Origin of the sequence: Phascolarctobacterium sp. (assembly GCF_045124115.1) — a bacterium.
Lineage (GTDB): Bacteria > Bacillota > Negativicutes > Acidaminococcales > Acidaminococcaceae > Phascolarctobacterium_A.
This window is the reverse complement of record NZ_JBGVLF010000047.1, coordinates 1-22,633: the sequence shown is the minus strand read 5'-3', so window position 1 is coordinate 22,633 and position 22,633 is coordinate 1. Positions and strand designations below refer to the sequence as shown.

The following is a 22,633-nucleotide window of genomic DNA, read 5'->3' as shown; positions in this document are numbered from 1 at the left end:
GGAATAGTCATGGATAAACTTGATTGGCAAGGTTATGTGCAGAAGGTAGCTTCCTGCGATGTCCCCATCCCCCTGACCATGATCAATGATTTTGAAGATTGGAAATGCCGCAGCATCGTTGGCCGTATGCTGCTGATTTTAAAAGATATGGAAGGCGCTATGGAAGTGCTTGCCACTGTTAAGGATGTGCAGCCCGACATGAACGACGCTCCCGAATACGGCCTCAGCGAAGCGGAGCATAAGGTGCTCTGCCTCCGCGATATTGCGGAAATCGTGTGGCAGCTCACAGGTACAGGCGATGCTCCCGTCTTCTACCTGAAGCAAGCCTATAAGCTGTGCCGTGACTACGAGCATATTTTCCGCAGCGCGGACAGAGGCAAAATCTGGGTACGTGCGTTGGAAATCATGCGCAGCTGTGGCGAAGAAGAAAAAGCATTGGTGCAGGCCCACGCTATGTTGGAAGCTGAAAAGGCTACCCCAGGCATCAACCCCTATCGTTTCCACGCATTGAAGTTTATTGCGGAAAGTATGGCTGCCCAAGGTGACTACAACAAAGGCTCCATCTTGATTACGGAAGCATACCAATCCTTCCCCGTAACGGAAGCAGCAGAGCGTGATTTGGCAGAGGCTGCAGCACTGGCGGATGCCAAAGAACGTTACGAAGCTTACCACCACTGCACTACCATTCAGTACCAACCTTGGGAACGCGGCAACATCCCCACCTTGGACGATGTGCGCCGTCTGCAGGAAGAAAACATGCGTAAGCGCGAGGCAGCGAAAGCACAGGGCGCGGAAGGCGTGGCTAACTTAATCAATCAGTTAAAATGAGTAATTAAAGGTTTTTATACGCATTCTCAAAAAAACTGATACAATAGAGAACAGTTTGAAATGACAGTTAATTTTTGTAATTTTTTGAGAAGGGATGTATAAAACTGATGAAGAAACAATTATTGGCTTTGGCTGTTGCCGCTGCTTTTGTTGCTCCTCAAGCCGTAGGCGCTGAAGGCTACGCTGTATATGAATGGTCCGCAGAAGGTATGGGCATGGCAGGTGCCCGCATGTTTGCAGAGGACGATGCTGCTAACATGGCTTATAATCCTGCTTCCATTACTAAAGTAAAAGGTAAAGCTGCTAAAATCAGCGCTACCTATATGAGTCCCCACGGTAAGTTCGATTCTTTCCAAGGTGATAAGAAAGTAGAAACTGCATCTAACCGCATTCATCCTGCTTGGGCCCCTGGCACCTACTATGTACAACAATTGAACGATAAAGAATGGATTGGTATGGGCGTTTACAGCCGTTTCGGTCTGATCTCCCAGTTTGAAGCTAACTCCATCGCTGGCTCCAATGCAGTAAGCTCCAAAATGTTCGGTGTTTCCACTGGCTTTAACTACGCTCGTAAACTGACTAATAAATGGTCTGCATCCTTGGGTGCAGAAATCAACTATGTTGGTTTGCAATTAGATAAAAACCTGTATATGAATAGAGATATTAATCAGCAAACCACTATTGCCGATGGCACTCCTACTCTTCCCATGGATCATACCGCCAAGCCTGCTGTCCGTTCTGCACTTCATATTGAAGGCGACACCTATGCATTAGGTTGGAATGCTGCTGCCAACTATGAATTCGATGACAAAAACGAAATTGGTATAGTGTACCGCAGCAAAGTAAAGCACTCCATGGAAGCAGATGCTGACATGCACACTCCTATGCTTGGTCAACATATGTACGGCTCCGCTTATGGTGTTGTTACTCTGCCGGAAAGCTTATCCATTGGTTATAACCACAAATTTAACGATAAGACTCGTGTAGAATTGAATGGTATCTGGACCCGCTGGGATCGTTACGAATCTTTGGACATTACCTTCGGTGGTGGTGTAGGCATGTTGGGTACTGTACCTAGCGATAAAAACTGGTCTAATGGCTGGCGTTATGCCATCGGCGTAGAGCACAAACTCAGCGATAAATATGCTCTGCTGGCTGGCTATGCTTTCGACGAAAGCTCCATCCCCTACGATGGCGGCGACTTCATGATTCCTACCGGTACCCGTAAAACCTATTCCTTGGGTACTCAATACAAGGATAAAGATCAAACCTTAGCTGTATCCATTGGTTGGATGGATGTAGGCTCCTTGGACTTTGTGGGCAATGGCACCACCGACATGTTCGACCGCGCGCACACTCGCGACAGCTACACCAAGATGTACAGCATCTCCTACCAACGCAACTTCTAATTTAAAAAAGTTAAAGAGCTTCCTCACAAGAGGAAGCTCTTTTTGCGTTCTCATACGTCTATTCTTAGCAATGTAAAGCGATTTTACATAAGTCCTCAGTACCTTGCCTACATTTTACATAGGAACAAGCAATTTAACACAGCCTTGCTTTTGACCATACTCCTCCTTTGCTACAATATTTAACAGGCGGGCTTGACCGCATTGCGGCATGCACTGCTTTTTATTTGCAGATAATCGAGGAGGAAATATGATGAAAAAGTCTTTAATTTTAGCTATGGCTATGGCACTGGGCGTAACTGCCTCCGCTTATGCAGCCAACCCTTTCAGCGATGTACCCGCAGGCCATTGGGCATATGACAGCGTTAACCAACTGGCAGCAGCAGGCGTAGTAGACGGCTACGGTGATGCTACCTTCGGTGGTGATAAGCTGATGACCCGTTACGAAATGGCGCAAATCGTAGCGCGTGCGATGGCTAAAGGTGCTAACGTAGACAAACTTGCTGCAGAATTTGCAGACGAACTGGACAGCTTGGGCGTACGTGTTGCCAACTTGGAAAAGAAGGCTGATAATGTCCGCGTAACCGGCGAAGTAAAATACCGCTACCGGGATTACTCTGGCGACCATGAAAAATCCAAAAACGAATATAAAAACAAAATGCGTACCCGTATCTACGTTAACGGCCAAATCAATGAAGACTGGTCCTACACCGGTATGCTGGAAAACACCCAAGACTTAAAGAACAACAACGGCGACGAAAGAACTGAACTGCCCCGCGCTTACGTAAATGGTAAATTGGGTGGTTTGAAAGTACAAGCAGGCCGTTACAAATTCACTGACACCTTTGATGGTTGGATTTACGACGATCTTATGGACGGCGCGCAAATTTCCTATGGCAAAGATTTGAAGCTGACTCTGGGTGCAGGCAAAGGCTCTAACGAAGACGAAATAAGCGAAGACCCCAGTGCTTGCGATACTATGTACTATGGCGAACTGGGCGCTAAAGTTGGCGTTGTCAAAGTCAAAGCAGGCTACTACAAATTTGACGAATGTGCTGCTGACTTTACCGAAAAAATTAAAGTTGATGGCAAAAAGAAGGAATTTGCCCGCGACAACAAAGTATGGGCAGTAGGCTTCAAAGCCCCCATTGCTAAAGATTTAAAACTCCATGCTAACTACTTGAAATCCGATTTAGATATGCAAACCTACAATGGCGATGACGATGGCTACGTAGTAGGCTTGCAATACAAAGGTGCTAAATCTAAAAAAGCAGGCTCTTGGGGCGTGTGGGCTAACTACTTCGACCAAGGCTACGGCACCTATGTAACCCACACCATGGATGCTAAAGACCCCGGTATGAAGGTTGAACGCGAAGGCTTCAAAGGCTACGAAATCGGTGCTGAATATGCTTTTGCTAAAAACATTGTCGGCGCAGTTAAATACTATGATTTAGAATCCAAAGTTGGCGATGTAGACCAAAAAACCATCTACAGTGAATTAGTCTTCAAATTCTAATCCCGCTTACTCCTTTTTGAGAGACTAGGACGAAACAAGTCAGTGTTACCATATCCATAGACGAATCATTGCGATTTTAGCTCATGAGTGCTTAGAATCACAAAAGTGAAGCGAACCGAAGAGAAACTTGTTTTACGAACAAAATCGGCCGCGAATCTTCGTTGTGATTCTGCACGAAATGAGCGTTAAGAAATCGCGCGTGAGTCGGGATATGGTAACATGACTATTCATTGTCCCGGTCTCTTTTTTATGCCTTGAAAAAGCGTAGCAAAAAGACCGCCCCCGTAGGAACGGCCCTTCTGCCTAGGATGGATATGTTTAATGGTGTGTGATTATTTACCGTTATATGTAATTTCATAAGCAGCAACAGTCCCCCCCACTTCGCAGGCTGCCAAAAGCAGAGCCTTGCCTGTGGGGCTGTCCGCTGCAGGAATAAATTTTAAGCCTTCGGGAGAGTCGTCATCGCCAATGTGTTGGTTGAAGTCACGGGTGTTGATGTAGTTAGCAAATTTAGCTTTACCACCGGGCAACAGCTCGTACATCATCACGCCGCCAATGCGCTCTAAGGTTACGAAAGCTACATCTTTGCCATTAACCCTACCTGTAACCACAGTTTCCGGTTCAGGACCTTTCTTGCCGGAGCGGTCGTCAATAGTTACATCATCATTGGAGCAGTTGAAGTATTTAGGCAAGTACAAAGCAGTTTTGCTTTCAAAATCATTGCTGCTGTCAAAAACTTCTTCCAAACCATTGTCGCCAATGCGGAAGCAGCTAAAGGAACGGCTGCCGTATAAATAATCAAGACTGCTGTCCAAGCCATCGTTGTCTTTGGCGTTGAGGAAAGTTACCTTGCCACTTAAACCGTTAGCAGCAGTAATTTTGCCACTGGGGGAAGTCTGTCCCTTGCCAAAATTGCGGGCATCTTCGTTGCAGTAGCCATCCCAATCACGGGAATCGCCTTCGTTGGCAGTGAGCAGATAATCTTGACCGCCAATATTAGTCAAAGCAATAGCATCCGGCATACGCACGCCACGCAGGGAAGCATAGGTTTTGCCACGATATTTGCCGTCTTTCTTATCAATGTCCACTGCCACTTTAGAGTAATCCTCAAAACCTACGGAATGGATGCCCTTGAAGCTATTGCTGTGCAAATCAAGAACGGCGATGGCATTTGCCTCCTGCAAGGAAATATAGGCAGTGTCGTTGTTACAAGCAATGTATTCAGGCTCTAAATCAACGGAAGGAGCAGCGCCTTTTTTCAGCACAATCTGCTTATTCACCATTGCCTGGCGTGCTTCCGCACTATCAAAAGCAGTGAAGCCTACGGTTACAGCCGTGCTGCCTTTTGCCAAATCTACAATTGTCACGGAGCCTGCAGGATCAATCGCTCCCGCACCATAGCCTTTGCGCGGTTCGCCTTCGTTAGCAGTCAGAATCTTACTACCATCCGGGGTAAAGGTCACCATATCAGGCTGTACACCGGTAACGTAGGTTTGGCGGAAGTTTAAAGAGCCATCTGCCTGGCAGTCGAACAAGGCTACCCGTCCATTGGCAGCGTAGTCTTCGCTTTGAATAGCCACTGCCAAAGTTTTACCGTCGGGGCTAACTGCTACGGAGGTCATATCACCATAAACAAAGGTAGCATCTTCTACTAAAGCTTTAACGTCAACATTAGTACCGGAGAGTTCCGTTACTCCTACACCGTTTCTCAAATCAGCCATCGCAATCACTACCAACTGTCCGCTTTTACCGTTAACAGCGTAAGCATGGCCGTTGGCCTTGCAATAGTCAACTATTTCCAACACACCGCCATCAGCATCGCTCATGCCTGCGTGGTAGGCGCCAACCTTTTGGACATCAAGAGGGGAATAAGCGTTTTCAAAGCCTGCGTTCTGCACAGTATAGGCAGGCAGAGGAGCAACTTCTGCAGCAACTGCCACGCTGCAGAACATGGAGCCTGCGCACAGCAGATAGGCTACTTTACTAGCAATATTTTTAGACATTCATTTCATCCTTTCTTCTTTAGGCTTTCTTAGCCAGTTTCAGTATAAAACAAGAATGCGTGTCTAACTAGCAGCAGTGCTTTAAATGTATGCAAAGGCTGTGTAAAATTTACGGCTTAAAAAAGTAAAGAATACTTCGCTTATGACTATGCATCAGAAAAGCCACTCCTTCCGCAGTAAATATTTACTTTCATCACAATATCAGTCGTAATATTATGATATTGTTATTATCACATCGTTGACTTTAATCATAATTTCAACTACAATATTATTGAATTGTTATCGGGAGGTGAGCCAATGAATTATATGGAGGAACTGTCTGCCATCGCCAAAGAGCATGGTGGAATTATAGATACAAAAACAGCTACGGACCGTGGCATCTCAAAGGCAATGCTCTCCAAACTATGTAAAAATGAAAAAATCCATCGCATTGTAAAAGGCCAGTACATCCTGCCTGATGATATGCAAGATGAACTGCTATCCATAAGCAGGCGCTCTGATCGAATTATCTTTTCCCATGAAACAGCTCTGTTTCTCCACGGAATTTCAGACAGAACCCCTTTCGAGCACACCATAACGGCACCCTCTGACTGCGTGCCTTCCGCAGCCATCAAAGCGGAATGCAAAGTCTACTATATAAAACCGGAACTGTTCGAGATGGGTAAGAGTACTTTGGCTACCCCTGCGGGGAATATGGTTCCTGTTTATGACTTGGAAAGAACCATTTGCGATATCATCCGCAGCCGTAACAAACTGGGAACCGAAACCTTCCTAGCGGCACTGAAGATGTATGCGGCAAATCCGAAGAAAAATTTGAATAAGCTAAACTCTTACGCTACCCAACTACGAATCGCCAATGTGCTACGACAATATTTGGAGGTACTTCTATGAACAATGCCATGAGTTTGAAAGCACGTATACGCAACATTGCCAAGCAGAAAAATATACCTGCTCAGGTAATTTTGCAGAATTATATGTTTGAACGTTTATTAGTACGACTATCGAAATCAGAATACAAAGGTAAATTTCTACTGAAAGGTGGTATGCTCGTAGCCGCCATCGTCGGCTTAGATAATAGAGCCACCATGGATTTAGACACCACGCTTAAAAACTTCCCCCTCACCCCAGAGGCAATCAGGAGTGCATTGCAACATATCTGCTCAATCGTCATGGATGATGCTGTAACCTTTGAGCTAGGGACAATCTCACCCATACGGGAAGATGATATTTACGGAGGCTACCGTGTAATGTTGAATGCCCGCTTTGACACACTGCTTACTCCCTTAAGCATCGATGTTTCCACAGGGGATGTTATCACGCCCCATGCTGTTTCCTATCAGTTCGCAGAAATCTTCGATGATGAAAAATCCTATGAACTTTGGGCCTACAATATTGAAACTGTTATGGCAGAAAAAGTAGAAACCATTCTCCGCAGAGGCGTGTTCACTACCCGCCCCAGGGATTTCTACGACGCCTACATACTTGCAACAACGCAGAAGTTCGATAAAACTGTTTTCTTCGAAGCATTAGCAGCAACAGCCGCTCATCGCGGCACAACAGAGCAGATTGCAGAAGTCTCGGAAATTCTCCGACAAGTCGAAACCAACCAGAATCTACGCAACATGTGGGAAAAATATCGTAAGCAGTTTGCCTATGCGAAGGAAATCACTTACGAGATGATTGTGAAAACACTTAGAGCCTTGGTAGAAGATTTAGTATAAATCAAAAATACACTTGCAACTAAACACGTTTTAAATGTATGCAAAGGCTGTGTAAAATTTACGTTTACGCCCTGCCTGTAACACTTTTTTATGGATAAAAGCAAGACAAAAAGCTGGTTTTATATTATAATAAAAAGTTGAAATACACTGTATTGTAGGTGACGCTTATGTCAGTTATTTTTTACTTTTCCGGCTCCGGCAACAGTCTGGATGCAGCCAAACAAGCTGCCGCCGCGTTGGCTGACTGCCGTCTGGAATCCATGGCTGCCTACCTCAAGCAGCCCTACACAATTGAAGATACAGAGATTGGCTTTGCCTTCCCCGTCCACTGCTTTGACCTGCCTCCTTTTGTGCAGGAGTTCTTGGGCAAGCTGGAAGCCAAGCCCAGCTACACCTTTGCCATCGCCACTATGGGTGGCAGCCAAGGCCGTACCTTGAAGCACCTGCAGGAACTGTTGGCAGCCAGAGGCATCACGCTGAACTACGCGGCTACCCTCGTCATGCCGGACAACTTCTTTTTGAACGGCAGGAGCAAATTCCCGCAAATGTTGGCGGATGCGGATAAAGCATTGCTCAAGATTGTGGACGCCATCCACGGCAGACAGGAAGACACTTCCCTGTGCCGAGAAAGCGGTCTGCTGAAATGGTTCGGTGTAGACGCGTGTTGGTGGTTTATGCACGATATACTGCATATTGGGCAATTGAGTCTGATGCAAGGCAAATGCATCAGCTGCGGCAAATGCGCCAAGGTCTGCCCTGTGGGCAATATTACTATGGAAAACGGTCGCCCCGTTTTTGGCAGCAACTGCGTTGCCTGCTTCGCCTGCCGTCATTGGTGTCCCCAACACATTATTAAAATGGGCGGCATGAAGTCCAAAGCAAAAGAAAGTTATACCAATCCTAATATAAATATTCAAGAAATGTATCATGAGGAGGGTAAATAATGACCACATATAATCCTGTAAGCGCTGAATTTTTAGACGCAGTGCGTGCCGTTATTGGTGCTGACTACGTGCTTACCGACGCAGAAAAACTGGATATGTACAAAACTGACGAGGAATACGACCCTCGCCGTTTCCGTGTGCCTGAAGCTGTTGTGATTCCCGGCAGTGCGGAAGAAATTGCTGAAATTGTGAAACTGTGCAACAAATATATGGTGCCTGTAACCGTACGCGGCGGTGGTACCAGCTTGGCAGATGGTGCTATTGCTGTTTGCGGCGGTATCATCCTGCTGACCGAACGTCTGAATAAGATTATCGAAATGAACACCGAAGGTATGTACATGGTTGTAGAAGCAGGCGTGCGTACTATTGACATCCAAAAAATGGCTAATGAAGCCGGTTTCCTCTATGCAGGCGACCCTTGCAGTGCAGAAAGCTGCTTGATCGGTGGCAATCTGGCTACCAACGCAGGTGGTAACAAAGCAGTACGCTATGGCGTAACCCGCAACCAAGTCTATAGCTTGGAAATGGTTACTCCTACCGGCGAAATCGTCGAAGTGGGCGCCCGTTTGAAGAAATGCAGCACCGGTTACTGCATGGAACAACTGGTAATGGGCAGCGAGGGTACTTTGGGCATCATCACCAAAGCTACTTTGAAGCTTCTGCCCCTGCCTCCGTTCCGTTTTGATGTGCTGGCAGTCTTCCTTGATCCCCACATGGCGCTGAGCCTTGTTGAACGCATTAACAAAGCAGGCATCAACCCCACCAGCATCGAATACATGGACAATTCCTACGTACGCGGCACTGCGGATTTTATCGAGTTCAAAGGCGCTCCCCATTACGAAGATGGCATCTATGTAATCGTTACTGTAGAAACCTACAGCGAAGACGAACTGGATATGAAGATGGAACAGCTCAGCGAACTGTGCGAAGAAGCAGGCGCTGTGGATGTTTTGGAAGCAGACGACCGTATTTGGTCCATGCGCCGCAACTGCCAAGAATCCGTCAGCCTGATCAGCAAAGTATCTTTGACTGACGATGTAGTTGTGCCTGTCAACAAGATTGCTTCCACTATTAAAGAAATTATGGAAATCAGCACTAAATATCCCTTCCCCGTACCTGTAAAGGTTAACGCCCACATTGGCGACGGCAATCTGCACTTGGTACTGTGCAAATGCGATATGAGCGACGCCGATTGGGAAAAATATGTCCATGAATTCCATGAAGAAGTTTATGCTTATGCCTATGCCCAAGGCGGCCGTTTGGCAGGCGAACACGGCATTGGTGCTAAAAAGCTATCCTATATGGAAGAATTTACCCCTGCAGGCGAACTGAATCTGATGCGCCTTATCAAACGTGCTTGGGACCCCAACAACATTCTCAACCCAGGCAAAGTTTTCAATGCCTAGGAGATGAACCCATGCAGACTTATAATTCCCTGACTCCGGAATTCATCGCCAAACTCCAAACCATTGTAGGTGCGGAGCATGTGCGCATGGATGCGGAAACCTTAGATAGATATAAAACCGACGAAGAAACAGACGAGCGCTGTTTCCACCTGCCTGATGCAGTGGTGGATCCTGCTAACGCTGAAGAAATCGCTGCCATTATGAAGTTGAGCAACGAATACCTTATCCCTGTTACCGTTCGCGGTGGCGGCAGCGGTATTGTGGATGGCTCCATTGCCAACTGCGGCGGTATTGTACTACTCATGGAGCGCTTGAACAAGATTATCGAGCTGAACAGCGAAGGCATGTACCTGATTGCCCAAGCAGGCGTACGCACCATCGATATCCAAAAATTAGCCAATGAAAACGGCTTCCTTTACGCAGGTGACCCCTGCAGTGCGGAAAGCTGCCAAATCGGTGGCAACCTTGCTACCAATGCCGGTGGCAATAAGGCAGTACGCTACGGCGTAACCCGCAACCAAGTTTACGCTGTGCAGATTGTCACCCCCATGGGCGACATTGTGGATTTGGGTGCGCCTTTGAAAAAATGCAGCACCGGTTACTGCATGGAACAGCTTATAATCGGTAGCGAAGGCACTTTGGGCATTATTACCCAAGTAACCTTGCGCTTGCAGCCCCTGCCTCCCTGCCGTCTTGATATGCTGGCAGTCTTTACCGACCCCTTGGCAGCTATCAGCGTAGTACCCAAGGTAGCCAAAGCAGGCATCAACCCCACCAGCATCGAGTACATGGATAACCCCAACGTACGCACTACCAGCCAATTTTTGGACTTCCCCGGTGCTCCTCACAAAGAAGACGGTATTTACGTTATCTTTACCATCGAAGCCTTTAATGAGGACGAACTGGATATGAAGATGGAGCAGTTGAACGATATTTGCGAAGAATGTGGCGCTATCGACGTTTTGGAAGCCGATGACCGCATTTGGGCAATGCGCCGTAACTGCTTGGAATCTGTGCGACTGGTAAGTTTGGTCTGCACCACTGATGACGTGGTTGTACCTGTGGACGAAATGGGCCCCATGCTCCAATATATTATTAAAACTGTAGCCAAATACCCCTTCCCCCTACGCATCAACGCCCACATCGGCGACGGTAACCTGCACATCGTCCTTTGCAAAATGGATTTGAGCGACGAAGAATGGGAAGAACAGCTGGGCAAATTCACCCGCGAGGTATATACCTACGTTTATGCTCATGGCGGCCGTTTAAGCGGCGAGCACGGCATCGGCTCCAAAAAAGCAGGCTTTATGGAGGAATTCACCCCTCGTGGCGAGCTTGCTTTGATGAAGAAAATCAAACTGGCTTGGGATCCTAATTTAATCTTGAATCCCGGCAAAGTTTTTGATATTTAAGTAGAATGGTAGAAAAGGAGAAAAAGTATATGTCTAAATTCAATCCTGTAACCGAAGAAGTCCTAGAGGAGCTGCGCGCAGCCCTGGGCGCAGAAAACGTTAAAGTTGATCCCGAAACCTTGGAGCGCTACAAAACCGACGAAGAGCCGGACCCCCATTACCACCATCTGCCGGAAGTAGTGGTACTGCCCGGCTGCACCGAAGAAGTAGCTGCTGTTATGAAAATCGCTAATAAATATCTGGTTCCCGTAACTCCCCGCAGCGCCGGCACCAGCGTATCCTGCGGTGCTATCCCCACTTTCGGCGGTATCGTGCTGCTCATGGAACGCATGGACAAAATTATCGAAATGAATACTGATGCTATGTACATGGTTGTAGAAGCAGGCGCACGCACTGTAGAAATCCAAAAAATGGCTAACGATGCAGGCTTGCTTTATGCAGGCGACCCCTGCAGCGCAGACAGCTGCTTGATTGGCGGCAACATCGCAACCAACGCAGGCGGCAATAAAGCTGTACGCTATGGCACCACCCGTCACCAAGTATATTCCATCGAAGTTGTTACTCCTACCGGTGAAATCGTAGAGCTGGGCAACCGCCTGAAAAAATGCAGCACCGGTTACTGCCTGGACCAATTGGTAATGGGCAGTGAAGGTACTTTGGGCATTATCACTAAAGCAACCTTGAAGCTGCTACCCCTGTGCCCTTATCGTCTGGATATTTTGGCAGTATTCACCGATGTTGCCAAAGCAGTTGACCTGGTACCCAACCTGATTAAAGCAGGCCTGAATCCCACCAGCGTAGAGTTTATGGATAATGGCTTTGTACGTGCTGCCAGCGATTACGCAGAGTTGCGCCTGCCCCATTATGAAGACGGCAGCTATGTAATCGTTACTGTAGAAACCTTTAACGAAGACGAATTAGACATGAAGATGGAACAATTGGACGAAATCTGCACTGCTTGCGGCGCTACCGATGTTGTAGAAGCTGATGAACGCGTGTGGAAAGTACGCCGCAGCTGCTTGGAAGGCTCCAAAGCTAAGAGCAAAGTTTCTACCTCCGATGATTTGGTTGTGCCTATTGATAAGATTGCAGTTTGCTTGAATCATCTGATGGAAGTTTCCAAAAACTATGACTTTGAATGCATGTGCTTGGCTCACGCCGGCGACGGCAATCTGCACTTCAACGTTTTAAAGATGGATATGAGCGACGAAGAGTGGGAACGCCAACTGGCAGAATTCCACAGCATCTGCTATGAATATGTTTACAGCCTGGGCGGCCGCCTGTCCGGCGAACACGGCATTGGCGCGAAAAAGGCTGCAGCATTGGAAAAATACTGCGACCCTGTAGAAATGTCCATTATGAAGACTATCAAACGCGCTATGGACCCCAACAACATCCTCAACCCCGGCAAACTGATCAACGCATAAAAAAGTGAAAAAACGCTTACGTAGACATAACAATCTACGTAAGCGTTTTCTTTTTAATTGAAAGAGTAAAAAGTTCGCACTTTTTTTACTTTCTAAATGCCCCTAACATTTTACTATTAACAGCGAAAGTATTAAAATATATAGTGATATATTATGATTTGCTCAAAGCATGTTCATGGAGGTCACTATGCAGATAGGTTTAGATATAGGCAGTACAACAATCAAAATTGCAGTTATGGATGATAGCGGTACTTTGCTCTTTAGCAAATACCAACGCCACTACAGCCAGATTGCGTCCAAATTACTAGAATTACAGAAAGAAGTGCTGCAGAAGTTTCCCCATCTGCGTACGGCACGTCTAGCAGTTAGCGGCAGCGCCGGCATCGGCTTAGCTGAAGACTGCGACCTGCAGTTTGTACAGGAAGTTTTTGCCGAAAAAATCTGTACCGAACGCTTGAATCCCGGCACAGACGCCGTAATCGAGCTTGGCGGTGAAGATGCCAAGATCCTTTTCCTCGGCCGCCATTTCGATGCCCGCATGAATGATAGCTGCGCCGGTGGTACCGGTGCCTTTATCGACCAAATGGCATCCCTGCTTAACGTAGAAACGACGGACATGAACGACCTTGCTTCCCAATCTACGACTAACTACACCATCGCCAGCCGTTGCGGTGTTTTTGCTAAAAGCGATATCCAACCCCTGTTAAACCAAGGTGCAGCCAAAAGCGATTTAGCTGCCAGCATTTTTCACGCTGTTGCCAGCCAAGCGGTAACCGGCCTAGCCAAAGGACGCCCCATCGAAGGCAACGTTCTCTATTTAGGCGGACCTTTAACATTTATGAGCTGCCTGCGGGATAGTTTCGACAATATTTTAAACATTAAAGGCCACTGCCCAGCAAACAGCCTTTACTACGTAGCTATGGGTGCAGCCTTCTGCGCTGAGCGCAGTGTAGATTTAACGACTCTGCCTGCTAAGCTAGAGGCAGCAGTTAAAAACCATACTTTTGAACATCTGCCTCCGCTTTTTGCCAGTCAAGAAGAATATGATGCTTTTAAGGCACGCCATGAGCGGGACTCCGTGACCATCAGCACACCGGAAAAAGCGACAGAAGCTTTTATCGGTATCGATTCCGGCAGCACCACTATTAAAATAGCTATTATGAGTCCTACGGGAGAACTGCTGGACTCTTTCTACCAAAGCAATAAGGGTAATCCCGTAGTCGCTGTCCGCGATTACTTGACTAATTTTTATAAAAAATATCCCCACTGCCGTTTACTGGCAGGCGCTGTCACAGGCTATGGTGAGGACTTGATTCGCCACGCTTTTGGCATGGATTACGGCATTGTGGAAACCATGGCCCATTTCTACGCAGCACGCTACCTGCAGCCCAATGTAGACTTTATCTTGGACATTGGGGGACAGGATATGAAGTGTCTCAAAATCCATAACGGTGCCATTGATAACATTTTCTTAAACGAAGCCTGCTCCAGCGGTTGCGGTAGTTTCCTACAGACCTTTGCCGAGATTTTAGGCTACACTGCGGAAGAATTTGCCCACATCGGCCTTTTTGCCGATATGCCTGTAGATTTAGGTAGTCGCTGCACCGTCTTTATGAACAGCAGCGTCAAACAGGCACAAAAGGATGGTGCTTCCGTAGCCAATATCAGTGCCGGCCTTTCTATCAGCATCGTAAAGAACGCCCTCTACAAGGTTATCCGCCCCAGCAGCAAGGAAGCCATCGGCAAGCACATTGTTGTCCAAGGCGGTACATTCCTCAACGATTGCGTTCTCCGCGCCTTTGAACAGGAGTTGGAGTTAGAAGTAGTACGCCCCAACATCGCAGGACTGATGGGTGCCTATGGTGCTGCCCTGTACGCCCAACGCCGCTATACGGACAATCCCAAGGAAACTACGATTATCAAAGAGCAGGAGCTTGCCACCTTCAGCCATCAGGTGAAAGGTGCCACTTGTGGCTTGTGCAATAACCACTGCCATTTAACCATCAATATTTTCGCCAGCGGCAAGCGTTTTATCAGCGGCAACCGCTGTGAACGTCCCATTACCCACATGGCGCCGAAAGATGATTACAATCTTTACCGCCAAAAACTGCAGCTATTAAAGGAACTGCCTGTTAACGAAAAACCTACCCGCGGCATTATGGGTATTCCCATGGGACTCAATATGTACGAACTGCTGCCCTTCTGGCAAGGTCTTTTCAGCAGCTTAGGGTTCAAAGTAGTCACCAGCCCTATTGAAGATAAAACTATTTACCGCTTAGGTCAGAACACCATTCCCAGCGATACAGTCTGCTATCCTGCCAAGCTGATGCACGGACACATCAAGTGGCTTCTTGGTCAAGGCATTACCAATATTTTCTATCCCTGCATGACCTATAATATTGATGAACACGGCACGGAAAACTGCTATAACTGCCCTGTTGTAGCCTACTACCCGGAAGTGCTCCACGCTAATATGCGGGAATTAGAAAAGATTCATTTCTTTTTTGATTATTTAGGACTTCTCCATAAGGACAAGCTGACAGATAAGCTTTACGAAATGCTCCATCCTTCCTTCAAGGATATTTCTAAAAGCGAAGTCAAAGAGGCCGTCAATAAAGCTTTCTCCTGTTACTACGCTTTTGAAGATCAAGTGAAGGCACGTGGGCAGAAGATTATTACGGAAACACGTGCCAACCATAAGCCCATTGTAATTTTAGCAGGCCGTCCCTACCACATCGACCCCAAAGTCAACCACAGTATCGACCGCCTGATTACCACTATGGGTGCAGCCGTGGTCAGTGAGGACGCTGTCAGCAGCCATATTAAGCCCCAAGAATTGGAGCGCGACCTACAGGTGCTCAACCAGTGGACCTACCACGGCCGCCTGTACGCCGCTGCAGAATACGTTAAAGACAACCCTGATATGCATATGATCCAGTTGGTAAGCTTTGGCTGCGGTTGCGATGCCATCACTGCCGATGAATGTCGCCGTATTCTAGAAAGCAACGGCCGCATTTACACCCAAATCAAAATCGATGATATCGATAATCTTGGTGCTGCCAAAATCCGTATTCGCAGTCTTTTCTCAGCAGCCAACCTTTTCGATTTAGATAATAACTAAGGAGTTACCCTATGTTAGAAGCAACTCATTTTGTTCCCTTCACCGAGGACATGAAAAAGACCCATACCATCCTCATCCCCGGCATGCTGCCCTTCCACTTTTCCCTACTGCGTGATGCCCTAAATAGTTGCGGCTATAAAGCAGAGGTACTGCAGAACACCAGTCGCGAAGTGGTAGAGACAGGGTTGAAGTATGTAAATAACGATATCTGCTATCCTGCGCTCTTGGTCATCGGCCAACTAATCAACGCCCTGAAAAGCGGGAAATATGACTTGGAACACACCGCCTTGATTATCACTCAAACAGGCGGTGGCTGCAGAGCGTCCAACTACATCTTCCTACTGCGGAAAGCATTGGAAAAGGCAGGACTTGCCCATATTCCCGTTATCAGCCTCAATGTTAATGGTTTAGAAAAACAACCGGGTTTCCACCTTAATGGCTCCATGCTACGCAAATTCTTGGCTGCCGTTATTTATGGTGATGCTTTAATGTACCTGACCAACAAAGTGCGTCCCTACGAAGTGGTGCAAGGTGCAACGGATGCCCTCGCCCAACAATGGTTGACAAAGCTGGGCAAAGCTTTCCATGATGGTAAAGCCCAAGCTTTAAGCACCATGAAGAAATTTACCAAAACCATTGCGGAAGATTTTTCCCAAGTGCCCATTACCAATCAGGAAAAAATCAAAGTCGGTATCGTAGGCGAAATCTATATTAAATTCGCTGCTTTGGGCAATAACAATCTGGAGAAATTTCTACAGCAGCAAAACTGCGAATATATGCTCCCCGGCCTGCTCAACTTTGTCATGTACTGCGTAGATACCTATTTGACAGACTACAAGCTGTACGGCGGTAGTTTTTGGAAATATGGCACCAATAAAGCTGCCATGTGGTATCTAAAGCATTTGGAAAGTATCCTGCGTGATGCTCTGGACACGCCGCCCTTCACCGCCCCTGCTGCCTATGAAGAAACTAAAGCTATGGTCAAAGGCGTTATCGGCTACGGCAACAACATGGGCGAAGGCTGGCTTTTGACTGCAGAAATGCTGGAACTGGTACGCAATGGTTATACCAACATTATCTGCGCCCAACCCTTCGGCTGCCTCCCCAACCACATCGCCGGACGCGGCATGATTAACAAAATCAAAGAAATTGCAGAAGAAGCCAACATCCTAGCCATCGACTACGATGCCAGCGCTTCCAAAGTAAACCAAGAAAACCGCATCAAACTCATGCTGGCAACAGCAAAATAAAAAGACTGTGACTACCTTCATTGTCATCATATCCCCAGACGAATCATTTGCGATTTTAGCACACGAGTGCTTAGAATCACCGAAGTGATGCGAACCCAATAGCAAATTGTTCCACGAACAAGATCGGCCGCGAATCTTCGTTGTGATTCTGCACGAAGTGAGCGTTACAAAATCGCACGTGAGGCGGGGATATGATGAAATGACACAAAAGGTCACAGTCTTTTTTTAGCGTTTACGCATATGTTCTTCTAAATATTGTCCTACAATCTTTACAGCACAGTAGTCACCGCACATGGAGCAGGCTTCGTCATCGCTCTTATTTTTGCGTTTGCGATACTCTGTCGCCTTCACCGGGTCGATAGCAAGACGCAGCTGCTCCGGCCAATCCAACGCCTTGCGGGCCTTAGCCATAGCCAAATCCCACTCCCACGCCTGCTTGTTGCCTTTGGCAAGATCAGCAGCATGGGCAGCAATACGGGCAGCTACTACGCCTTCGCGCACATCATTAATATCGGGCAGGCCAAGATGCTCTGCAGGAGTTACGTAGCAAAGGAAGTCCGCACCGCTCACTGCTGCCAAAGTGCCGCCAATAGCGCTGGTAATATGGTCATAACCGGGCGCAACATCCGTTACCAAAGGCCCCAGAACGTAGAATGGTGCACCATGGCAAAGACGTTTCTGCAGCTGCATATTAGCAGCGATTTGGTTATAAGGTACGTGTCCCGGACCTTCCACCATAACCTGCACACCCTTGTCCCACGCCCTCTGGGTCAGCTCGCCTAAGCTCAGCAGTTCTTGGATCTGCGCTCTATCCGTAGCATCGGCAATGCACCCCGGGCGCAGACCGTCACCCAAGCTGATGGTTACATCGTACTCGGCACAGATATCAAGAATCTCGTCATAGTATTCGTAAAGAGGATTTTCCTTGTCATTGTGCAACATCCAACCGGTAATAAAGGAACCGCCACGGCTGACAACGTCCATCACACGGCCTTCGTCCAACAACGCTTTCAGCACATTACGGTTAATGCCGCAGTGAATCGTCATAAAGTCCGCACCATCTGCAGCCTGTTGGCGGATAACGTCAAAAATATCTTCCTTGGTCATTTCCACAACAGCACCACGTTTTAAAATAGTTTCTACAGTAACTTGGTACATAGGCACAGTGCCTACCATCACTGTAGATGCGTTGATGATTGCTTGGCGGGAAGCGCTGATATTGTGCCCCGTGGACAAATCCATTACAGCGTCGGCACCTGCGGCCACAGCAGCAGCCAATTTCTCCAGCTCCGGCGCAGGGTCATGGTAACTGCTGGAAGTGCCGATGTTGGCGTTCACCTTGACGCTCAGTCCTTGTCCCACGCCGCGAGGTACAAGGTTCTTATGATTAATATTGCAGGGAATAGCAATGGTACCTTTCGCTACGCCCTCACGAATAAATTCTTCACTAACATGCTCCTGAGCTGCAACAAGCTTCATTGCCTCAGTAATGACGCCCTGACGGGCTAACTGCATTTGTGTTGCCATATACTTTACCTCCTAGAAATAGATAAGCCGCCTTCCCTGCAGGGAAAGCGGCTATTTTTATGCCCAAAGAACAAATACATCGCTTTCCTACGTCGGTGTTAACCGTATCAGGTTCAAAGGGTCGGACTTGCGTCCTCTCAGCATTTCTGCGCCCCTAGCGGATCTTATGAAGTTATACAGCTGTAGTTTAACACTAATCTACTTTTTTGGCAAGCTAAAAAATTAGCGGATGAAATGAGTACCAATCCAAGGCTCTTTTTCCGGCAGGCCGTATTTTTCCTTGCCCAAAGCAATGCTCTGCATCAGGAATGTCATGTTGCGAGCCAAAGTGCGCATACTTTGCATACCCTCCGCATCTTGAGCTGCTTCGCCCAGTTCGCGACCGTGCACACTGTTCCAATATTGACCGGAAGCAATGGGCATACCGCTAATGCCAAAGTATTTGTTCAGCTCGTCATAGGTAGCAGAAAGGCCGCCGCGACGGGCAGCAACTACGCTGGCACCAACCTTCATGGTCTTATCGAATTTAGTGCTGAAGAACAGGCGGTCCAAAACAGCAATCAAAGTTGCGTTAGCAGAAGCGTAGTAAACAGGGCTGCCCACTACCAAGCCATCTGCGGCGGCAAATTTAGGAGCTAGTTCATTAACCACATCATCAAAAACGCATTTGCCAATCTCTGCGCATTTACGGCAGGCAATACAGCCACGTACCACTTTATTGCCTACGTGCACCAATTCAGTTTCCACTCCGGCAGCATTAAAGACTTTTATCATTTCCTGTAAAGCTAAAGCAGTGTTGCCATTGGCATGGGGACTGCCATTAATCAATAAAACTTTCATGAAAATTACCTCCTCGTTCCGTCTATTATACCACTTTTTTATTTATCAAGATGCTTTTCCTTGAGCCATTTAGCAAAATGCTCCGCAATCTCCACATTATTCAAATCAGAGAAAAGGAAATGGGTATTGCCATAAATGCCAATCTCCGGCAGATGTACCACTGTAGCATCACCACCATGACGATTAATAGCATCCGCAAATTTACGTGCCATAATCAGGCGCACACGCCAGTTATCCTTATTCCACTCGTCAGTCATTTCCGCAGGAATATAGTCACCATAGTAGATGATAATGGGCACCTTGGTCAATTTAATAAAATCTTCCATAGACACAGCACTGGCGCCCAAAGCACCAAAGGGACTGGTGGACGGCAAGGGGTCTGGCACTTCCCCTTTTGGGAAGACAAAACCACTCCCCGGTTCAAAAGCAGCCACTGCCTTCACTTTATCGCTAAGCATCACAGTACGCCAACCCGGACCACCGCCTTGGGAATGGGTCACTAAAATACCATCCCCTGCTTTAGCAAAAGTTGCGGCCATGGCCTTGGCAATTACACCTTCATCATAGGCCCCCGTATTAGGTGTCATCTGACGGAAGAACTGTTCCAAAGAAGCTTTATCCTGTGGGAACTGCACTCCGGGATAAAAGTCAGGCCAATTGCCAAGGCGGAAATTACTATACCATAATTGATCGATAGTGGCAGCAGGAACATTGGCTGCTACCGTAGATTGTCCTGCACGCCCACGACGAGGTTGATCAACTAAATAGGTACTGTAACCCTTGCGCAAGAAAATATTTTGAAATCCGTCCCGACCATCGGGGGTACTTTCCCATGTCTTGGCGCTCTGCCCTGCCCCATTAAGGAAAACTAATGGTAGCTTTTTAGCATGCACGGGCCTTTGATAAAACACATAAGCATGATCACCATGAAGAGTCTGTCCTGCAGGATTAGTGGGCTTAGTATAATCAAACTCCCCTGCAGTCTGCACCACCGTACCACCGGCAGCGAAGCTGCCCTGCTCTGCAATTACTAGGGGCTTTGCCAAAGCACTGTTACTAGCGAACATAACCGTACCGGCAAAAGCCATGGACAACAACCCTAAACAAATTCTCTTGTGCAACTTTTGCATTTCTTTATACCTCCGTCCGTATTACTTATTGAACTTCTACTATTATTCTACAACTTAAAGTTGACTTTAAGTCAAGCCTACGGAGGCGTAAAAATTTTGTATCCTTGCAAAATTTAGCAGGACAACTCCTACCAGCAAAAAGCTCCCTGCTTACTGCAAATAAGCAAGGAGCTTCTTTTAGGATCTGGAATGAATATCTTTTAAATATTTACGGACAGGTACAAAACGCGGTGGCATTTCCTCATCGCTCATTTCCCGAGGCACTTTTGTCGTGCCTGCGGATACCGCCGTTTCATAGTACCACTTTTTGTAATCCAAAACATCAAGAGTGCGCTGCAGTTCCGCCATTTGCTGCTGCACAGCTTCCCGCTGTTTCAAAATCAGCTTCAAGCGTTCCTGCATGGTAACATCACCTTGCATGGACATGTGCACAAACTCTTTAATATCTTTCAAAGGCATCCCTGCACCCTTTAGGCATTCGATAACACAAAGCCATTCATAATCGATTTCCTTGAACATCCGAATACCGCCGCTGCTACGCTCTACAAATGGAAGCAAACCTTCTTTGTCGTAATAGCGCAGGGTAGAAGTAGCAATATGCAAAAGCTTTGCCATTTCTCCGATTGTGTAATACATCACCATCGTCCTTTCTATATCTGCAGTCGTTACCCTACAAAATATTTTCTCAAAAATTTTATAAAAAGCCTCTTGACTTAAAGTTGACTTTAACTGATATGCTCTAAGCAAGCTCTAAGGTGATTATAACAAGAGATAAGTAATTTGTAAATCAAACGATATCAATCTTACCTATTAAGGAGGCACAAATTATGAAGAAAATTTATTTAGCAACATTGATGACTTTAGCCCTCGGCGTATCCGGTGTTGGTTTCGCAGCTCCGCACAAAGATAATCCTTATACTTTGGTTTACGACCACGCCATTACCAAAAACGTAAAAGGTGAAGTAAATATTCATCCCATAAACTATAAGCTGCACGGTGTAAAAATTGCCGCCAATATTTACACCCCTGCCAACTACGACCCCTCCAAAAAATACGCAGCTATTGTTGTGGCTCATCCTAACGGCGGTACTAAGGAACAGGTTGCCGGCCTTTTTGCCCAACGCTTGGCAGAACTTGGTTACATCACCATTGCAGCCGACGCTGCCTACCAAGGCGCAAGTGGCGGTAATCCTCGCAACTTGGATATCCCTTACTACCGCACAGAGGACATTCATGGCATGGTGGACTTCATTAGCCAATACCCCGGCGTTGATACTGACCGCATTGGTTCCTTTGGTATCTGCGGTGGCGGCGGTTACACCTTGAATGCTGCCAAAAGCGAAAAACGTGTTAAAGCTGTAGCAACTCTCAGCATGTTCAACACCGGCCGCGTCCGCCGCAATGGCTATATGGACAGCCAATTAGACAGCATCCAAGAACGGATGGCAGCAGCTGCCACAGCCCGTGCAGAAGAAACTGCAACTGGTAAAATCAGCTACTACGGCACTGTGGATTTTGATGCCCTTACTGACGAAAGCATTGCTAAAATAACCAATGACCTTTATCGTGAAGGCATGGAATACTACGGTCGCAGCCACCGTCACCCTAATTCCACCTTCCGCTATACTACTAGCAGCCTTATGGAACTAATGAGCTGGGATGCTACTGATAATATTGACTTAATCAATGTCCCCCTGCTGATGATGGCTGGAGAAAAAGCGGACTCCCTCTATATGACCGAAGAGGCTTTTGCCAAAGCTACAGGTACCAAGGATAAAGAGCTATACCTAATCCCCAAGGCAACCCATATTAAAACTTATTACGTTCCAGAATTTGTAGACCAAGAAGTTAATAAACTGCAAGAATTCTTTGGCAGAACTCTGTAAAATAAATTCTAGGTATAATAATAGCCTCTCGCTAAAATTAAAACAGCGGGAGGCTTAATTTTTAAGAATAAATATTATCTAAATTGCAATAGCAAGTTGCACACTTTTTTCAATCCTCTAGGCTGCATATATGCGGTCTAGATATTCATCAAAATACTCATTGGGGGACTTGTACCCCAAGCACTTCCTAGGTAGGTTGTTAGCCCACTCCGTTGC

Annotated in this window: 17 protein-coding genes and 1 riboswitch; of the genes, 12 read left to right on the top strand and 5 right to left on the bottom strand. The window is 46.9% G+C overall.

Translation table 11 applies throughout. From position 1 onward, the window contains the following. Nucleotides 1–9 precede the first annotated feature (9 nt). The 3 genes from ACJMM4_RS06910 to ACJMM4_RS06900 all read left to right on the top strand — a co-directional run bounded on the left by ACJMM4_RS06910 (nt 10) and on the right by ACJMM4_RS06900 (nt 3,750). Nucleotides 10–828, top strand: coding sequence for a hypothetical protein (locus ACJMM4_RS06910; protein WP_405383739.1), 819 nt, complete (start codon nt 10–12; stop codon nt 826–828). Between the two features lie 107 nt (nt 829–935). Next, nucleotides 936–2,237 (top strand): OmpP1/FadL family transporter, encoded by a 1,302-nt coding sequence (locus tag ACJMM4_RS06905; protein WP_405383737.1) that lies wholly within the window; start codon nt 936–938, stop codon nt 2,235–2,237. A gap of 250 nt (nt 2,238–2,487) precedes the next feature. Next, a complete protein-coding gene (locus ACJMM4_RS06900) occupies nt 2,488–3,750 on the top strand; it encodes an S-layer homology domain-containing protein (protein WP_405383735.1) in 1,263 nt (420 codons plus the stop codon). A 332-nt stretch (nt 3,751–4,082) separates the two neighbouring features. On the opposite strand, the gene ACJMM4_RS06895 is transcribed toward ACJMM4_RS06900, so the two are convergent. Next, complete coding sequence (locus ACJMM4_RS06895) at nt 4,083–5,753, bottom strand: choice-of-anchor I family protein (RefSeq protein WP_405383733.1); 1,671 nt, start codon at nt 5,751–5,753, stop codon at nt 4,083–4,085. A gap of 297 nt (nt 5,754–6,050) precedes the next feature. Between ACJMM4_RS06895 and ACJMM4_RS06890 the strand changes: the two genes are divergently transcribed. The 8 genes from ACJMM4_RS06890 to ACJMM4_RS06855 all read left to right on the top strand — a co-directional run bounded on the left by ACJMM4_RS06890 (nt 6,051) and on the right by ACJMM4_RS06855 (nt 17,034). Continuing rightward, entirely contained in the window at nt 6,051–6,644 is a 594-nt protein-coding gene (locus ACJMM4_RS06890; protein WP_405383731.1) for a hypothetical protein, read from the top strand. Further along, nucleotides 6,641–7,474 carry a nucleotidyl transferase AbiEii/AbiGii toxin family protein gene (locus ACJMM4_RS06885; RefSeq protein ID WP_405383729.1) on the top strand — a complete coding sequence of 278 codons (834 nt, stop codon included), beginning with the start codon at nt 6,641–6,643 and terminating at the stop codon, nt 7,472–7,474. Before ACJMM4_RS06890 ends, ACJMM4_RS06885 begins: the two co-directional genes overlap by 4 nt. Before the next feature lie 167 nt (nt 7,475–7,641). After that, entirely contained in the window at nt 7,642–8,418 is a 777-nt protein-coding gene (locus tag ACJMM4_RS06880; protein WP_405383727.1) for an EFR1 family ferrodoxin, read from the top strand. Next, entirely contained in the window at nt 8,418–9,824 is a 1,407-nt protein-coding gene (locus tag ACJMM4_RS06875; RefSeq protein WP_405381067.1) for an FAD-binding oxidoreductase, read from the top strand. Before ACJMM4_RS06880 ends, ACJMM4_RS06875 begins: the two co-directional genes overlap by 1 nt. Before the next feature lie 11 nt (nt 9,825–9,835). Then, the gene (locus ACJMM4_RS06870) at nt 9,836–11,236 is read left to right on the top strand and encodes an FAD-binding oxidoreductase (RefSeq protein ID WP_405383725.1); all 1,401 of its coding nucleotides are present in this window, start codon (nt 9,836–9,838) and stop codon (nt 11,234–11,236) included. Between the two features lie 29 nt (nt 11,237–11,265). After that, a complete protein-coding gene (locus ACJMM4_RS06865) occupies nt 11,266–12,663 on the top strand; it encodes an FAD-binding oxidoreductase (protein WP_405383723.1) in 1,398 nt (465 codons plus the stop codon). Nucleotides 12,664–12,850: 187 nt separating this feature from the next. Next, nucleotides 12,851–15,784: an acyl-CoA dehydratase activase-related protein gene (locus tag ACJMM4_RS06860; RefSeq protein ID WP_405381073.1), complete on the top strand. Its 2,934-nt coding sequence runs from the start codon at nt 12,851–12,853 to the stop codon at nt 15,782–15,784. Between the two features lie 11 nt (nt 15,785–15,795). Beyond that, nucleotides 15,796–17,034 carry a 2-hydroxyglutaryl-CoA dehydratase gene (locus tag ACJMM4_RS06855; RefSeq protein ID WP_405381075.1) on the top strand — a complete coding sequence of 413 codons (1,239 nt, stop codon included), beginning with the start codon at nt 15,796–15,798 and terminating at the stop codon, nt 17,032–17,034. Between the two features lie 225 nt (nt 17,035–17,259). Here ACJMM4_RS06855 and thiC read toward each other — a convergent pair whose 3' ends face one another. The 4 genes from thiC to ACJMM4_RS06835 form a co-directional block, all read right to left on the bottom strand. Further along, nucleotides 17,260–18,561 (bottom strand): phosphomethylpyrimidine synthase ThiC, encoded by a 1,302-nt coding sequence (thiC, locus tag ACJMM4_RS06850; protein WP_405383721.1) that lies wholly within the window; start codon nt 18,559–18,561, stop codon nt 17,260–17,262. A gap of 67 nt (nt 18,562–18,628) precedes the next feature. Continuing rightward, a riboswitch (TPP riboswitch) is annotated at nt 18,629–18,727 on the bottom strand. Nucleotides 18,728–18,783: 56 nt separating this feature from the next. Continuing rightward, complete coding sequence (locus ACJMM4_RS06845; protein ID WP_405381079.1) at nt 18,784–19,401, bottom strand: flavodoxin family protein; 618 nt, start codon at nt 19,399–19,401, stop codon at nt 18,784–18,786. A gap of 38 nt (nt 19,402–19,439) precedes the next feature. After that, on the bottom strand, nt 19,440–20,531 hold the full coding sequence (locus tag ACJMM4_RS06840) for an alpha/beta hydrolase (RefSeq protein WP_405381081.1): 1,092 nt from the start codon (nt 20,529–20,531) through the stop codon (nt 19,440–19,442). Between the two features lie 177 nt (nt 20,532–20,708). Further along, on the bottom strand, nt 20,709–21,167 hold the full coding sequence (locus ACJMM4_RS06835; RefSeq protein ID WP_405383719.1) for a MerR family transcriptional regulator: 459 nt from the start codon (nt 21,165–21,167) through the stop codon (nt 20,709–20,711). Between the two features lie 191 nt (nt 21,168–21,358). Between ACJMM4_RS06835 and ACJMM4_RS06830 the strand changes: the two genes are divergently transcribed. Further along, nucleotides 21,359–22,417, top strand: coding sequence for an alpha/beta hydrolase (locus ACJMM4_RS06830; RefSeq protein ID WP_405381085.1), 1,059 nt, complete (start codon nt 21,359–21,361; stop codon nt 22,415–22,417). Nucleotides 22,418–22,633 lie beyond the last annotated feature (216 nt).

Bases quoted from the DNA above. Each gene is read 5' to 3' on its own strand.
- ACJMM4_RS06910 (WP_405383739.1), top strand. From the start codon at position 10: ATGGATAAACTTGATTGGCAAGGTTATGTGCAGAAGGTAGCTTCCTGC.
- ACJMM4_RS06905 (WP_405383737.1), top strand. From the start codon at position 936: ATGAAGAAACAATTATTGGCTTTGGCTGTTGCCGCTGCTTTTGTTGCT.
- ACJMM4_RS06900 (WP_405383735.1), top strand. From the start codon at position 2,488: ATGAAAAAGTCTTTAATTTTAGCTATGGCTATGGCACTGGGCGTAACT.
- ACJMM4_RS06895 (WP_405383733.1), bottom strand. From the start codon at position 5,753: ATGTCTAAAAATATTGCTAGTAAAGTAGCCTATCTGCTGTGCGCAGGC.
- ACJMM4_RS06890 (WP_405383731.1), top strand. From the start codon at position 6,051: ATGAATTATATGGAGGAACTGTCTGCCATCGCCAAAGAGCATGGTGGA.
- ACJMM4_RS06885 (WP_405383729.1), top strand. From the start codon at position 6,641: ATGAACAATGCCATGAGTTTGAAAGCACGTATACGCAACATTGCCAAG.
- ACJMM4_RS06880 (WP_405383727.1), top strand. From the start codon at position 7,642: ATGTCAGTTATTTTTTACTTTTCCGGCTCCGGCAACAGTCTGGATGCA.
- ACJMM4_RS06875 (WP_405381067.1), top strand. From the start codon at position 8,418: ATGACCACATATAATCCTGTAAGCGCTGAATTTTTAGACGCAGTGCGT.
- ACJMM4_RS06870 (WP_405383725.1), top strand. From the start codon at position 9,836: ATGCAGACTTATAATTCCCTGACTCCGGAATTCATCGCCAAACTCCAA.
- ACJMM4_RS06865 (WP_405383723.1), top strand. From the start codon at position 11,266: ATGTCTAAATTCAATCCTGTAACCGAAGAAGTCCTAGAGGAGCTGCGC.
- ACJMM4_RS06860 (WP_405381073.1), top strand. From the start codon at position 12,851: ATGCAGATAGGTTTAGATATAGGCAGTACAACAATCAAAATTGCAGTT.
- ACJMM4_RS06855 (WP_405381075.1), top strand. From the start codon at position 15,796: ATGTTAGAAGCAACTCATTTTGTTCCCTTCACCGAGGACATGAAAAAG.
- thiC (WP_405383721.1), bottom strand. From the start codon at position 18,561: ATGGCAACACAAATGCAGTTAGCCCGTCAGGGCGTCATTACTGAGGCA.
- ACJMM4_RS06845 (WP_405381079.1), bottom strand. From the start codon at position 19,401: ATGAAAGTTTTATTGATTAATGGCAGTCCCCATGCCAATGGCAACACT.
- ACJMM4_RS06840 (WP_405381081.1), bottom strand. From the start codon at position 20,531: ATGCAAAAGTTGCACAAGAGAATTTGTTTAGGGTTGTTGTCCATGGCT.
- ACJMM4_RS06835 (WP_405383719.1), bottom strand. From the start codon at position 21,167: ATGTATTACACAATCGGAGAAATGGCAAAGCTTTTGCATATTGCTACT.
- ACJMM4_RS06830 (WP_405381085.1), top strand. From the start codon at position 21,359: ATGAAGAAAATTTATTTAGCAACATTGATGACTTTAGCCCTCGGCGTA.